The 13,961-nt window shown below is 67.7% G+C and carries 15 protein-coding genes and 1 pseudogene; 10 read left to right on the top strand and 6 right to left on the bottom strand.

The window, feature by feature from the left end:
- Window positions 1-18 precede the first annotated feature (18 nt).
- The 10 genes and pseudogenes from N5D20_RS00705 to N5D20_RS00660 all read left to right on the top strand — a co-directional run bounded on the left by N5D20_RS00705 (window position 19) and on the right by N5D20_RS00660 (window position 9,908).
- Window positions 19-603 (top strand): hypothetical protein, encoded by a 585-nt coding sequence (locus N5D20_RS00705; RefSeq protein ID WP_019338105.1) that lies wholly within the window; start codon window positions 19-21, stop codon window positions 601-603.
- 8 nt (window positions 604-611) lie between these two features.
- Entirely contained in the window at window positions 612-1,166 is a 555-nt protein-coding gene (locus N5D20_RS00700; RefSeq protein ID WP_049411657.1) for a cob(I)yrinic acid a,c-diamide adenosyltransferase, read from the top strand.
- A 9-nt stretch (window positions 1,167-1,175) separates the two neighbouring features.
- Window positions 1,176-2,114: a histone deacetylase family protein gene (locus N5D20_RS00695; protein WP_010481827.1), complete on the top strand. Its 939-nt coding sequence runs from the start codon at window positions 1,176-1,178 to the stop codon at window positions 2,112-2,114.
- 89 nt (window positions 2,115-2,203) lie between these two features.
- Window positions 2,204-4,705 carry an LPS-assembly protein LptD gene (gene lptD / locus N5D20_RS00690; protein WP_279915048.1) on the top strand — a complete coding sequence of 834 codons (2,502 nt, stop codon included), beginning with the start codon at window positions 2,204-2,206 and terminating at the stop codon, window positions 4,703-4,705.
- A pseudogene (locus N5D20_RS00685) lies at window positions 4,702-6,033 on the top strand (peptidylprolyl isomerase); the annotation flags it as partial. The gene lptD and the pseudogene N5D20_RS00685, both read left to right, overlap by 4 nt.
- A gap of 18 nt (window positions 6,034-6,051) precedes the next feature.
- Window positions 6,052-7,032 (top strand): 4-hydroxythreonine-4-phosphate dehydrogenase PdxA, encoded by a 981-nt coding sequence (gene pdxA, locus N5D20_RS00680; protein WP_049453800.1) that lies wholly within the window; start codon window positions 6,052-6,054, stop codon window positions 7,030-7,032.
- Entirely contained in the window at window positions 7,029-7,832 is an 804-nt protein-coding gene (gene rsmA / locus N5D20_RS00675) for a 16S rRNA (adenine(1518)-N(6)/adenine(1519)-N(6))-dimethyltransferase RsmA (protein WP_005408139.1), read from the top strand. Before pdxA ends, rsmA begins: the two co-directional genes overlap by 4 nt.
- 13 nt (window positions 7,833-7,845) lie before the next feature.
- On the top strand, window positions 7,846-8,229 hold the full coding sequence (gene apaG / locus N5D20_RS00670; protein ID WP_005412297.1) for a Co2+/Mg2+ efflux protein ApaG: 384 nt from the start codon (window positions 7,846-7,848) through the stop codon (window positions 8,227-8,229).
- A 15-nt stretch (window positions 8,230-8,244) separates the two neighbouring features.
- On the top strand, window positions 8,245-9,267 hold the full coding sequence (locus tag N5D20_RS00665) for a symmetrical bis(5'-nucleosyl)-tetraphosphatase (protein WP_279915046.1): 1,023 nt from the start codon (window positions 8,245-8,247) through the stop codon (window positions 9,265-9,267).
- Window positions 9,264-9,908 carry a DUF1287 domain-containing protein gene (locus N5D20_RS00660; protein WP_279915045.1) on the top strand — a complete coding sequence of 215 codons (645 nt, stop codon included), beginning with the start codon at window positions 9,264-9,266 and terminating at the stop codon, window positions 9,906-9,908. Before N5D20_RS00665 ends, N5D20_RS00660 begins: the two co-directional genes overlap by 4 nt.
- An 88-nt stretch (window positions 9,909-9,996) precedes the next feature.
- On the opposite strand, the gene N5D20_RS00655 is transcribed toward N5D20_RS00660, so the two are convergent.
- The 6 genes from N5D20_RS00655 to N5D20_RS00630 all read right to left on the bottom strand — a co-directional run bounded on the left by N5D20_RS00655 (window position 9,997) and on the right by N5D20_RS00630 (window position 13,959).
- On the bottom strand, window positions 9,997-10,488 hold the full coding sequence (locus N5D20_RS00655) for a dihydrofolate reductase (RefSeq protein WP_279915044.1): 492 nt from the start codon (window positions 10,486-10,488) through the stop codon (window positions 9,997-9,999).
- On the bottom strand, window positions 10,485-10,772 hold the full coding sequence (locus N5D20_RS00650) for a hypothetical protein (RefSeq protein ID WP_065179687.1): 288 nt from the start codon (window positions 10,770-10,772) through the stop codon (window positions 10,485-10,487). Before N5D20_RS00650 ends, N5D20_RS00655 begins: the two co-directional genes overlap by 4 nt.
- Window positions 10,773-10,853: 81 nt before the next feature.
- Window positions 10,854-11,648 (bottom strand): thymidylate synthase, encoded by a 795-nt coding sequence (locus N5D20_RS00645; RefSeq protein WP_279915043.1) that lies wholly within the window; start codon window positions 11,646-11,648, stop codon window positions 10,854-10,856.
- A complete protein-coding gene (gene lgt / locus N5D20_RS00640) occupies window positions 11,645-12,532 on the bottom strand; it encodes a prolipoprotein diacylglyceryl transferase (protein ID WP_279915042.1) in 888 nt (295 codons plus the stop codon). The genes N5D20_RS00645 and lgt overlap by 4 nt, the downstream gene beginning before the upstream one ends.
- A 51-nt stretch (window positions 12,533-12,583) precedes the next feature.
- The gene (locus N5D20_RS00635; protein ID WP_012479191.1) at window positions 12,584-13,078 is read right to left on the bottom strand and encodes a TPM domain-containing protein; all 495 of its coding nucleotides are present in this window, start codon (window positions 13,076-13,078) and stop codon (window positions 12,584-12,586) included.
- A complete protein-coding gene (locus tag N5D20_RS00630) occupies window positions 13,078-13,959 on the bottom strand; it encodes a TPM domain-containing protein (RefSeq protein ID WP_279915041.1) in 882 nt (293 codons plus the stop codon). The genes N5D20_RS00635 and N5D20_RS00630 overlap by 1 nt, the downstream gene beginning before the upstream one ends.
- Window positions 13,960-13,961 lie beyond the last annotated feature (2 nt).

Here is a 13,961-nt window from a genome sequence, read left to right as displayed (position 1 = left end):
CCGCTCCGGGCCCCCGCCATGTCCGATACCGCCAACCGCGCCTTCGTCCTGTCCGTACTCGTACTGCTGCTGGCGGCGACCCGGGTCAACCACTTCGCGGCCATTCCGGATGCCTCCTGGGCCGTGTTCTTCATCGGTGGCTTCTACCTGGCCCGCTGGACGCGCTGGGCGTTCCCGCTGCTGATGGTGTTCGCCGTGCTGGTCGACTGGATCGTGATCCGCAGCAGCGGACTGGATTTCTGGCAGCACTACTGCGTGTCGCCGGGCTACTGGCTGCTGCTGCCGGCCTACTTCTCTTTGTGGGCCGGCGGCATGCTGCTGGGCCGCAACTACCAGAGCGCGCGCTGGCCGGTACTGGCCAAGGGCGCACTGCTGCTGGTCGCCTCGGTGGCGGTCTGCCACCTGCTGGCTCAGGGCGGCTTCTACTGGTCCAGCCGCAACGTGGCCGAGCCGACCCTGGCCGGCTGGGCGCAGAACTACGCGCAGTGGTTCGGGCCCTACCTGCGCACCACGGCGATCTATGTGGCGCTGGCCGCCGCCCTGCAGCTGGCCGTGGAGCAGGTGTTGAAGCTCCAGCAGGCCCGCCGCGACATCCGCCACTGAGCCGCGCCATGGGTCATCGCCTCTCGCGCATCTACACCCGCACCGGCGACGACGGCAGTACCGGCCTTGGCGACGGCCAGCGCGTGGCCAAGGATGACGCCCGCGTGGCGTCCTTCGGCACCGTCGACGAGGCCAACGCCGCGCTCGGCCTGCTGCTGGCTGCTCCCCTGCCCGAGGATGTGCGCGCGCTGGTGGTGCATCTGCAGCACCAGCTGTTCGACCTGGGCGCCGAACTGTGCATCCCCGGCCACGCTGCGATCCATGCCGCCGACGTTTCGGCGCTGGAACAGCAGCTGGACCATTACAACGCCGACCTGCCGATGCTGAAGGAATTCATCCTGCCAGCCGGCGGCGAAGCCGCCGCGCGCTGCCATCTGGCCCGCACCATCGTCCGCCGCGCCGAGCGCGAAACGGTCACCCTGGCCCGCCACGAAGCCGTGCGCAGCGAGGCGCTGCAGTACCTCAACCGGCTGTCGGACCTGCTGTTCGTGCTGGCCCGGGTGCTGGCCCGCGCCGATGGCGAGGGCGAAGCGCTGTGGCAACCGCAGCAGCGCCAGCGCTGAGTCGGCACGATGCTGGTCTATACCCACCCGTCCTGCCTGCTGCATGACCCCGGTCCCGGCCATCCCGAATGCCCGCAACGCCTGCAGCATGTGCTGGACGCGCTGCACGCGGCCTTCCCCGGCCAGCTGGACTGGCGCGAAGCGCCGCCGGCCAAGTTCGGCGAACTGACCCGGGTCCACGACAGCGCCCTGCTCGACTTCGTGCTGCAGCCGCAGACCGCGCCGTTGCGCCAGCTGGACATGGACACCTGGACCTCGCCCGGCTCGGCCAGCGCCGCCGTGCACGCCGCCGGTGCCGGTGTGGCCGCAGTCGATGCGGTGATGCTGGGCGAGGACCCGCTGGCCTTCTGCGCGGTGCGCCCGCCGGGCCACCACGCCACCAGCAGCACGGCGATGGGCTTCTGCCTGTTGAACAACATCGCCATCGCCGCCGCCTATGCCCGCGACCGCCATGGCCTGGAGCGGATCGCGGTGGTCGATTTCGACGTGCACCACGGCAATGGCACCCAGGACATCTTCCAGCACGATGCCCGGGTCTCGTACTACAGCACCCACCAGGCTGGGCTGTTTCCCAATTCCGGCCTGCGCCGCGACCGCGGTGCCGGCAACCTGATGAACATCCTGCTGCCGCCGGGCAGCGGCGGCTTCCGCTTCCGCAACGTCTGGGCCGACGAGATGCTGCCGGCCATCGACGACTTCCGCCCGCAGCTGCTGCTGATCTCGGCCGGCTTCGACGCCCACCTGCGTGATCCGCAGGCGGACCTGATGCTGGAGACCGACGATTTCGCCTGGATCACCCGTGAACTGCACGCGCTGGCACGCCGTCACGCGGCCGGCCGGGTGGTCTCGATGCTGGAGGGAGGCTACGACCTGCAGGCCCTGGCCGAGTGCAGCGTGGCCCATGTCCAGGCCCTGATCACCCCCTCTGCGGGTGCCTCCGCCGGATGAACCCGAACCGGCAGGCTCCGGCGCCCTTCATTGCCCCTATGCAAGGGATGGGGCAAGCTACCGTCCGTTTTCGCCCGAATCCGAACCGCGTGCGCCGAGCCCTCCGCCTGCTTCCCCTGCCTCTGAGCATCGCCATCAGCCTGCCGGCGATGGCCGATGATAAGCCGCTCAACTGGGGCCTGTGCCCGGCCACCGACGTCATTCCCGCGTTCACAGACGCCCCCACCCCGGTCCCGGCCCAGGACAAGGCTGCCGCCGCGGCCGCCCGCGAGAACCAGCCGACCGACATCGAAGGCGACCAGCTGCTGGGCACCACCACCGTGCCGCAGTACGAGGGCAACGTGGCGCTGCGCCGCGGTGACCAATTCGTCGGTACCGACAAGCTCAGCTTCGACACCGAGACCGGCAACTACATCGCCGACGGCAATGTCCGCTACCAGGACGGGTCGATCCGGATGGTCGCCAAGCGCGCCGAAGGCAACCAGGAAAGCGACACCCACAAGATCTCCGACATCAAGTACCAGCTGGTGTCGCGCCGGGGCAACGGCGATGCCGAGTCGGTCGACCTGCAGGGCGCGGTCGGCCAGATGCACCGCTCCACCTACACCACCTGCGACCCGTCGCAGCCGGTATGGAAGCTGTCGGCGCCGCAGATCGAAGTGGACAACGACGAAGGCTTCGGCACGGCCCGCAACGCGGTGCTGCGCATCGGCAAGGTGCCGGTGCTGTGGGCGCCCTACTTCAAGTTCCCGATCGATGAGCGCCGCAAGACCGGCCTGCTGTTCCCGCAGCTGGGCATGTCCGGCCGCAACGGTTTCGACTACGCGCAGCCGATCTACTTCAATCTGGCGCCGAACTACGATGACACCCTGACCCCGCGCTACATGAGCCGGCGCGGCCTGCTGCTCGACAACGAGTTCCGCTACCTCTACAACGGCGGCCGTGGCGAGGTGCTGACCAGCTACATGCCCAGCGACAAGCTGCGCGACCGCGACCGCGGCCGGGTGATGTTCGACGGCTACCACAACGTGAACAGCCACTGGCAGGCCCGCGCCAACCTGGCCTGGGTGAGCGACGAGCGCTATGTCGAGGACTTCGCCAACCGCCTGGTGGGCGTGACCGCCTCCAACCTGCAGAGCACCATCGGCCTGTACGGCACCGGCCAGAACTGGACGGCCGGCATCATGGCCGACCGCTGGCAGCTGACCGACTACACCCTCGACGAGCGCGCCCTGCCCTACAACCGCGAGCCACGCCTGTTCTTCAACTGGAACAAGCCGGTGCTGCCGTGGCTGGAAACCGGCATCTACACCGAAGCGGTGCGCTTCACCCACGACGACGTCAACTTCAAGTACGGACCGGACCGGGGCACGGATCTGCAGTACACGCGGAACGGCATCCAGCAGACATCCGGTCTTGGCATCAGCGGTGGCTCGCGCCTGGACGTGAAGCCGTACGTGTCGTTCCCGATCAGTGGCGCGGCCTGGTACATCACCCCGACCCTGGCCTACCGCTATACGGCCTACCAGCTGGACCGCGGCCTGGTCGACGGCGTCAACGGCATCCAGGCCCAGATCCTGCGCTCGCAGGGCATCGACCCGGCCACGGCCACCCCGGAACAACTGCGCGGCAATACCTCGCCCAGCCGCAGCCTGCCGATCGGCAGCCTTGATGCCGGCCTGTTCTTCGATCGCGAGACGTCGATCGGTGGCAAGTCATTCCTGCAGACCCTGGAGCCGCGCCTGTTCTACCTGCGCACGCCCTATCGCAACCAGGACGAGCTGCCGATCTTCGACACCCGTGACTTCACCTTCAGCTGGGGCCAGCTGTTCCGCGACTCGCGCTATACCGGCGCCGACCGCCAGAACGATGCCAACCAGTTGACCCTGGCACTGGGCACCCGCTTCATCGACCAGACCACCGGCAAGGAACGCTTCTCGGCCGCGATCGGCCAGATCCAGTACTTCGACGAATCGCGGGTCAGCACCACGCCGGGCGGCGCACCGGTGGAGAAGGGCAAGTCGGCCTGGATCGCCGACGGCAACTACATGATCAACGACCGCTGGACCCTGGGCGCCACCTACCAGTGGGACCCGAAGTACAAGCGCGAGGATCTGGCCAGCGTGCGGGCCCGCTACCTGATGCCCAACGACGGCGTGGTCAACCTAACTTACCGTTACCGCATCAAGACCGACGCCCTCGTCGATGCCAACAAGCGTGACCGGACCCTGCTGGAGCAGGCCGACCTGTCGTTCCTGTACCCGCTGAATGCGCGCTGGAGCCTGGTGGGCCGGTATTACTACTCGCTGCAGGACAAGGAACCGCTGGAGATCATCGCCGGCGTGCAGTGGGACAGCTGCTGCCTGGCGGTCCGTGCGGTGGCCCGCCGCTACGTACGCAACCGCGAAGGCGACATGAACAATTCCTTCCAGCTGGAGTTCGTGCTCAAGGGCCTCAGCTCCATCGGCCAGGACACGGACCGTACGCTGCGCCGTGCTATCCTCGGCTACAACCGCGACGACCTCTATCTCGTGCCGCCCAGCAACACCGGGGCGACCCGGGATGACTACGATCCGAATCAGATCCCATGACCAAGCGCTTCCCCGTTCTTCTCGCCTCCCTGCTGGCGGTGTCCAGCGTGTCCGCCCCCCTGCAGGTGCTCGCGCAGGAGGCGCAGCCGTTGGACCGCATCGCCGCCGTCGTCGACGAGGACGTGATCCTGCAGAGCGAGCTCCAGCGTGCGATCGCCAACATCAAGGCGCAGTACGCCGGCCGTGAAAACCAGCTGCCGCCGGAAGACGTGCTCAGCCGCCAGGTGCTCGAGCGCCTGGTGCTGGTCAAGCTGCAGGTGGCCCGCGCCCAGGGCAGCGGCATCCGCGTCAGCGACCAGGAGCTGAACCAGGCGATGAATGCCATCGCCCAGCAGAACGGCTCGGACCTGGATGCACTGCGCCAGCGCCTGGCCCACGACGGCATCGATTTCAACGATTTCCGTGCTTCGGTGCGCGATGAAATCACCGTGCAGCGCCTGCGCCAGAGCTTCGCGCAGAGCCGCATCAGCGTCAGCGAGGGTGAAGTGGACGCCGCGCTGAAGCAGCAGGCCACGGTGGGCAACCAGTACCACCTGGCGCACATCCTGATCGCCCTGCCCGACGGCTCCAACGCCGACCAGATCGCCACCGGCCAGAAGAAGGCCGAGGGCGTGAAGGCCCTGCTGGACAAGGGTGAGCTGGACTTCAACGCGGCCGCCGTGCGTTATTCGGACAGCCCGAACGCGCTGGAAGGCGGCGACCTGGGCTGGCGCAGCCTGGATGAAATCCCGCAGGCCTTCGCCCAGCTGATGGAAAAGATGAAGCCCGGCGAAGTGGTCGGCCCGATCCGCGGCCCCAGCGGCTTCCAGTTGCTGAAGCTGGTGGAAGTGCGTGATGCCAGCGCCGCCAGCGGTGGCGCGCACACGGTCACCGAATACCACGGCCGCCACATCCTGGTGCGCGTGGACGATCACCAGAGCGACGCTGCCGCCAAGGCCAAGATCGATACCCTGCGCGCCCGCATCGCCGGCGGCGCGGATTTCGAGACCGTGGCCAAGGAATCCTCCGAGGACAACAACAGCAAGGGCCAGGGCGGCGATCTGGGCTGGTTCCCGGTCGACGCGTTCGGTCCGGCGTTCGGCCAGCAGGTAGCCGGCATCCAGGACGGCGGCGTCAGCCAGCCGTTCCGCACCGATGCCGGTTGGCACATCGTGCAGCGCGTGGCTACCCGCCAGACCGACGTAACCAACGACAACCAGCGCGCCCAGGTCCGCGAGACCATCGGCCGCCGCAAGCTGGAAGACGAGTACAACCGCTTCCTGCAGGAACTGCGCGGCGAAGCCTATGTCAGCTTCCGCAGCGGGGACCGCGCGGAAAATACCGCCACGCCGCCGCAGTCCTGACCGATGCGTCCCGAGCTCGCTCTGGTACCGGGCGAGCCCGCCGGGATCGGCCCGGAGCTGTGTGTCCGCCTCGTCCAGCAGCCGCGTGAAGATTGCCGGCTGCTGGCCTTCGCCGACCCGGATACCCTGCGCGCGGCCGCCGCCGCGCTGAACCTGCCGCTGCAGCTGCTGCCCGAGGACGCCGAAGCACGCGTCCCCGGCGATCTGCGTGTGCGCGTTGTGGCCAATACCGTGCCCAGCCACTTCGGCCAGGCCAACCCGGCCAATGCCGGCGCCGTCATCGGTGCCCTGCTCGGTGCTGGCCAGGCCTGCCTGTCTGGCGAACTGCACGGCGTGGTCACCGGCCCGGTGCACAAGGCGGTCATCAACGAAGGCGGCATCGCCTACAGTGGGACCACCGAACTGCTGGCCGACCAGGCCGGGGTGAAGGTGGTGATGATGCTGGCCAACCACATCGTCCGCGTGGCCCTGGCCACTACCCACCTGCCACTGCGCAAGGTGGCCGACGCGATCACCGCGCCCCGCCTGGAACACACCCTGCGCACCGTGCATGCCGCCCTGCGCCGCGAGTTCGGCCTGCCTGCGCCGCGCATCGCCGTGCTCGGCCTGAATCCGCACGCCGGCGAAGACGGCCATCTGGGTCGTGAGGAGCTGGACCTGATCATCCCGCTGCTGCAGCGCCTGCGCGCCGAGGGCATGGACCTGATCGGGCCGCTGCCGGCCGATACCGCCTTCCTGCCGGCCAAGCTGGCGGGCGTCGACACCGTGCTGGCGATGTACCACGACCAGGGCCTGCCGGTGCTGAAGTATTCGGGCTTCGAGCAGGCGGTGAACCTGACCCTGGGCCTGCCCTACCCGCGCGTGGCGGTGGACCATGGCACGGCACTGGATATGGCCGGGCGCGGCATTGCCGATCCTTCCAGCCTGCAGGCGGCAACGACGTTGTGTGCGCAGCTTGCGCGGCAACGTACACTGAGCGCATGAATTCCCCGCATTCCCCCTCCGGCCCGGTGTTCACCGCCCCGGCCAAGAAGCAGCTTGGCCAGCATTTCCTGGCCGACCGCCACTACATCGACAAGATCGTGATGGCGGTCAACCCGAAAGACGGTGACCGCTTGGTCGAGATCGGTCCCGGCCAGGGCGCGATCACCCTGCCGCTGCTGCGCGTGCATCCGAAACTGACGGTGATCGAGTTCGACCGCGACCTGATCGCGCCGCTGACCGCCGCCGCCGAGCCGCTGGGCGAGCTGACCATCGTCCACCGCGACGTGCTGCGCGTGGACTTCACCGAGCTCGCTGCCGGCCAGCCGATCCGCCTGGTCGGCAACCTGCCCTACAACATCTCCTCGCCGATCCTGTTCCATGCACTGGAACATGCCGCGGTGATCCGCGACATGCACTTCATGCTGCAGAAGGAAGTGGTCGACCGCATGGCCGCCGGCCCCGGCAGCAAGGTGTACGGCCGGCTCAGCGTGATGCTGCAGGCCTACTGCCAGGTGACCTCGCTGTTCGTGGTGCCGCCGGGCGCGTTCCGGCCGCCGCCGAAGGTCGATTCGGCCGTGGTGCGGCTGGTGCCGCGTGACCCGGCCACAATCAACATCAACGACCACAAGCGTTTCGCCGAGGTGGTCAAGGCCGCCTTCGGGCAGCGCCGCAAGACCCTGCGCAACGCCCTGAACAACGTGGTGTCCGCCGAACAGTTCGTTGCCGCCGGCGTGCGTCCCGATGCCCGCGCCGAACAGCTGGACGTGGCCGAATTCATCGCCTTGGCCAATGCCTCCTGATTACACTGCCGGTATGGAAGACGCTGACGTTTATGCCATCTCCGTCGAAGTCGCACCGCGCTTCCTCGACGATCAATCCGCGCCGGAAGACGGGCGCTATGCGTTCGCCTACACGATCCGCATCCACAACCAGGGACGTGTTGCCGCGCGCCTGGTCGCACGCCACTGGCGCATCACCGATGCCAACGGTCGCGTCGAGCATGTCGACGGCGACGGGGTGATCGGCGAGCAGCCGCGCCTGCGTCCCGGTGAAGACTTCCATTACACGTCCGGTGTCATGCTGGGGACCGATCACGGGACCATGCAGGGCCACTACGACATGGTCGCCGACGACGGCACCGAATTTGCCGCGCCGGTCGCACCTTTCGTGCTGGCCATCCCGCGTACCCTGCACTGACACGGAGGCCGAACGATGAGTGTGTGGGCGATCGGCGACCTGCAGGGCTGCTATGACGTCACCCAGCGACTGCTGGAAAAGATCCGTTTCGACCCGGCGCAGGACACCCTGTGGTTCTGCGGCGACCTGGTGAACCGGGGTGGCCAGTCGCTGGAAACGCTGCGGCTGGTGCATTCGCTGCGCGAGCACAGCGTGGTGGTGCTGGGCAACCATGACCTTTCGCTGCTGGCCGTCGGTGCCCGCACCGAAGAGGAACAGCGCAAGGTCAACCCGGACCTGCTGCGCATCGTGCAGGCCGAGGACCGCGACGAACTGCTGGACTGGCTGCGCCTGCAGAAGCTGGTGCACGTGGACCGCGAACTGGGCTGGATGATGGTGCACGCCGGCCTGGCGCCGAAGTGGACCACGCAGATGGCCGAGAAGCATGCGGCTGAAGTCGAGGCACAGTTGCACGGCGCCGGCTACCGCAAGTTGTTCCGCAACATGTACGGCGACAAGCCGAGCTGGGCCCCCAACCTGTCCGGCTACGACCGATCGCGCGCGATCATCAACGTGCTCACCCGCATGCGCTACTGCACCCCGCGCGGACGCATCGGCATCGAGGACAAGGGCACGCCGGGCACGCAGGAACAGGGGCTGTATCCCTGGTTCGAAGTGCCGGGCCGGGTCGAGCGCGACCTGAAGGTGGTCTGCGGCCACTGGTCGGCGCTGGGCCTGACCATCACCCAGGGCGTGCACGCCATCGACACCGGCGCGGTCTGGGGCGGCAAGCTCACCGCGATCCAGCTCGATACCGATGAACTGCGCGTGGTGCAGGTGCCAGGCCGCGATGTACCCGCCCCCGTGCCCAACGCCCGTCCGCCCGCGCGCCCGGCGCACGAGCGCCCGGCTGCGTCGGCGCAGGGCAAGGAACAGGGCGGCGGTAACGCTCCGGCCGCCAACCCGGGCAATCGCGGCCCGCGCCGTCGTCGTCGCCGTGGTGGCGGTGGTGGTGGCGCCGCGGGCCCCGGCAACAGTAGTCCCCCGCCGCAGGCATGACGCGGCGCGGCTGGGCACCATGGTTGGTGCTGCTGACGCTGGCCCTGGCCAGCGGCTGCCAGCCCACTTCGGCCCCGGCCCCCACCGGCGGCGGAAACGCCGGTCACACGCCATCGCAGCCGCAGGCGCCTTCGCCGCCGCTGGTGGCTGCAGCGCGCGCGCAGATCGGCGTCACCACCCGCTACGACCCTGCCTATCAGGTGCTGGCCTATCCCGGCGGAGACGTCCCGGTTGATCGCGGCGTGTGCACCGACGTGGTGGTGCGCGCGCTGCGCAGCCTGGACGTGGACCTGCAGGCCCGCGTGCATGAGGACATGCGCGGCAACTTCAGTGCCTATCCGGCGATCTGGGGCCTGTCACGACCGGATCGCAACATCGATCATCGCCGCGTACCGAACCTGATGCGCTGGTTCGAACGGCAGGGCTGGCAGCAGCCGATCACGGCCCTCGCCGCCGACTACGCGGCCGGCGACATCGTCGCCTGGAAGCTCAACGGCAACGGCCTGCTGCACGTGGGCATCGTCTCCGACCGCAGGCTGGCCAACGGCACGCCGCTGGTGCTGCACAACATCGCGCGCGGCACGCGCGAAGAGAATCTGCTGTTCCAGCACGCCATCATCGGGCATTACCGGATGCCGTAGGCAATCCTGTAGAGCCGAGCCATGCTCGGCTACGGGATGTGTCCGGCAACAGCAGCCGAGCATGGCTCGGCTCTACAGGAAACCATCTTCAGCGGCGCACGTAGTGCACGAAGCGGAACGCGTGGGCATGGCGTTCGTCGGCCGGGTGCGGCTCGCTGCTCACTTCCCGCCAGTCCTGCGCATCCACCTCGGGGAAATGGGTATCGGCGGGGACTTCGGCATCCACCCAGGTCAGGTACAGGTCACTGGCCTGGTCCAGCAGCTGGTGGAAGATCTCGCCGCCGCCGATGATGCACAGCTCGCTGGCGCCCTCGCGTTCGGCAATCGTCTTCGCCTCATCCAGCGACGCTACCGCGCGCATGCCCTTGAACGGCACCTGGCCGCTGCGGGTCAGCACCAAGTTGGTCCGCCCCGGCAGCACGCGGCCGATCGACTCGGCCGTCTTGCGCCCCATCAGGATCGGCTTGCCCAGGGTGAGCGCCTTGAAGTGCTTGAAATCATCTGGCAGGTGCCAGGGCATGGCATTGCCCTGGCCGATGCCACGGTTGCGATCCAACGCCACGATCATCGACAGCTTCATTTGTCCGGATACAACTCGTTGAAGATTTTCATCGCCGCGCTACGTCCACCGAGTACTGTCGCAACCGCTGAACAATAGAGCAGGAACAGTATTGCCGCAGTAGTCGGCTTGAGGTCAGTAATCATGACCCAAAGGTCCACATCCTTTCCCGCGACCGCCGCATTGGCGACTGCCAGGAGAGGAGTAATCAACACACCAACAGTCAATGCAACGGCCAGGGAGCCGGACATCGACATCAAGCCTTCCGCCAGCTTTTCCCGTGCCTTTCGTGAATGTTTGCTCATTGCTCCTCCACTTAGTGAATCCGAGAAACAATCTGCATCAGTCAGGTCTCACCAGCTGATACGCAGCATGCCAAACATCAATCACACCGCCACCAGTGCCTTGATGGTCGGGTGCGGATCGTAGCCGTCGATGCGGATGTCGTCGAACTGGAAGCCGAACAGGTTGGTCACCTCCGGGTTCAACCACAGCGTCGGCAGCGCGCGCGGTTCACGCGACAGCTGCTCGCGCGCCTGCTCGAAGTGGTTCGAATACAGGTGCGCATCGCCCAGCGTATGCACGAAATCACCCACGCCCAGGCCGGTGGCCTGCGCCACCATGTGGGTCAACAGCGCATAGCTGGCGATGTTGAACGGCACGCCGAGGAAGATGTCGCCGCTGCGCTGGTACAGCTGGCAGCTGAGCTTGCCGTCGACCACGTAGAACTGGAACAGGTTGTGGCACGGCATCAGCGCCATCTGCGAAAGCTCGCCCACGTTCCAGGCGCTGACCACCAGCCGGCGCGAATCGGGATTGCGCTTGATCTCGTCCACCAGCCACTGCATCTGGTCGATCTCGCCACCATCGGCGGTGGCCCAGCTGCGCCACTGCTTGCCGTAGACCGGGCCGAGGTCGCCGTTCGCATCGGCCCACTCGTCCCAGATCCGCACCTGGTTGTCCTTCAGGTAGCCGATGTTGGTGTCGCCCTTCAGGAACCACAGCAGCTCATGGATGATCGAGCGCAGGTGCAGTTTCTTGGTGGTGACCAGCGGGAAGCCTTCGGCCAGGTTGAAACGCATCTGCCAGCCGAACACGCTGCGGGTACCGGTGCCGGTGCGGTCGCTCTTCTCGGCGCCGTGCTCGAGCACGTGCGAGAGCAGGTCCAGGTAAGCCTTCATGCCTTGCCCTCGGCAGCCACCGGCAGCTGCGGCTGCAGCACCGGCGCGCGGCGCGACATCACCAGCAGCACCAGGCCGAAGGCGATCAGCGGCAGGCTGAGGATCTGGCCGCGGGTCAGCCAGTCGAAGGCCACGTAGACACCGTTGTCGGGCATGCGCACGAACTCCACGGCGAAGCGGAACAGGCCGTACATCAGCGCGAACAGGCCACCCACCAGGTAGCGGTGGCGCGGCTTGGCCGACACCACCCACAGCACCACGAACATCACCAGGCCTTCCAGGAACGCTTCATACAGCTGCGAGGGATGCCGTGCGAACTGGTTCAACGCGCCGGTCGCGAACTGCGTCTGCAGGGTCGCGTGGTCCAGCTGGTTCAGCGGCGCCGGCAGGCCGGACGGGAACACCACGCCCCACGTGCCGTCGGTGTACTTGCCCCACAGCTCGGCGCCGATGAAGTTGCCGATGCGGCCGAAGCCCAGGCCCAGCGGCACCAGCGGCGCCATGAAATCCATGGTGTCGAAGAAGTGCAGCGCGTGCTTGCGCGACCACCACCAGCAGGCACCGAGTACGCCGAGCAGGCCGCCGTGGAAGCTCATGCCGCCATCCCAGACCTTGAACAGCAGCAGCGGGTTGTGCAGGAAATCGCCCAGCGCGTAGAACAGCATGTAGCCGATGCGTCCGCCCAGCACCACGCCGAGCATGGCGTAGAACAGCAGGTCAGAGAAGCCGTTGGCATCGACGCCCGGCAGGCGACCGGCGGCGATGCGCTTGCGGCCCAGCAGCCAGGCCGCGGTGAAGCCGAGCAGGTACATGATGCCGTACCAGTGCACCTTGATCGGCCCCAGCGAGAGGGCGATGGGGTCGATGTCGTGGAAATAGATCATGGAAGGTGCCTTGCGGTTGAACGCCTATTCTCGGGCCAGTGCCGCCCCGGCTCAACCAAGGAGCTGGGGCGAGTTCGGCAACGCGTCATCGTTCGACCGCGTCGAGGCCGGAAAGTGCCCTTCGATCAGGCTGGAGACCTCGTCGATGGCATCCTGCAGCGCTTCCACCGGATGGGAACCACGCAGGCCCTCGCGCAGGTGGGTGCAGACCCGCTGCCACTGCGCCGGGCTGACCCGGCCGTGCAGGCCACGGTCGGCGACGATCTCGATGGCGTGGTCGGCCAGCAGCAGGTAGATCAGCACGCCATTGTTGTGGGTGGTATCCCAGGTGCGCAGGCGCGCGAAGGCATGCTCGGCGGCCTGGCGTGGGGTGACCCTGTGCCACAGCGCGGCCAGCGGCAGGTCCGCTTCCACCGCGAACATCACCTGCCCGCCGTGGCGCTGCTCACCGGCCGCGATGGCCTCGGTGATCGCCTGCAGGGTGGCCGGCGGGAACGCGCGCCGTACCGACGGCGAAAACACATGACGACACAGTCGTTGGATCATCACCAGCCCCCCGAAGCACCGCCACCACCGGAGCGGCCACCACCGCCTCCCCAGCCGCCGCCAAATCCGCCACCGAAGCCGCCGCCGCCGCCCCCGCCCCAGCTGCCACCGCCCCAGCCACCGCCACCGGCAAAGCGGCCCGGGTGTCCTGAGAGCATGGCCACGATCAGGCCTACGATGCCCGCCAGGCCACTGGCCAGCAGCGTGGACGTGAACAGGAACGCCGCCAGGGCTGCACCGGCACCGCCGAGCACGCCACGCAGCGGACGCGGCACCCGCGAGAACACGCCGCGCAGGATGCTGCCGGCGAACACACCGATGAACAGCGCCAGGAACCAAGTATCACCGCCACCGCTGGGATCACGCCCGCGATGGCCGCTGACCGGTGCCGGCAGCGTTTCGCCGTCGATCAGCTTGACCAGCACCGCCGTGGCGTCGGTGATGCCACCGGCGTAGTCGCCGCTGCGGAAGCGCGGCACCAGGTATTCCTGGATGACCCGGTTGGCGATGGCATCGGGGATCGCGCCTTCCAAGCCGTAGCCGGGTTCGATGCGCACGCGCCGGTCATCCTTGGCCACCACCAGCAGCACGCCGTCATCCACGCCCTTGCGGCCAATCTGCCACTGGTCGAAGACGCGCGTGGTGTACTGCGCGATGTCTTCCGGCTGGGTGGTGGGCACCACCAGCACCTGCAGCTGGCTGCCCTTGCGCTGCTGCAGTTCAATCGCCTGCTGTACCAGCGCCTGCTTCTGCGTGGCGTCCAGCGTGCCGGTGGTATCGACCACGGGCGAATCCAGCGCCGGAATCGGCGCCAGCTGCTGCGCCTGCGACGCCAGCGGCAGCCACAGCAGCAGAGCCAGCAGCGCAGTGGCCAGGCGCATCG

It is taken from the genome of Stenotrophomonas sp. GD03877, assembly GCF_029840555.1.
In the GTDB taxonomy this organism is placed as follows: domain Bacteria; phylum Pseudomonadota; class Gammaproteobacteria; order Xanthomonadales; family Xanthomonadaceae; genus Stenotrophomonas; species Stenotrophomonas geniculata.
The sequence above is the reverse complement of the archived record's forward strand: the minus strand, read 5'-3'. Positions and strand labels throughout refer to the sequence as shown.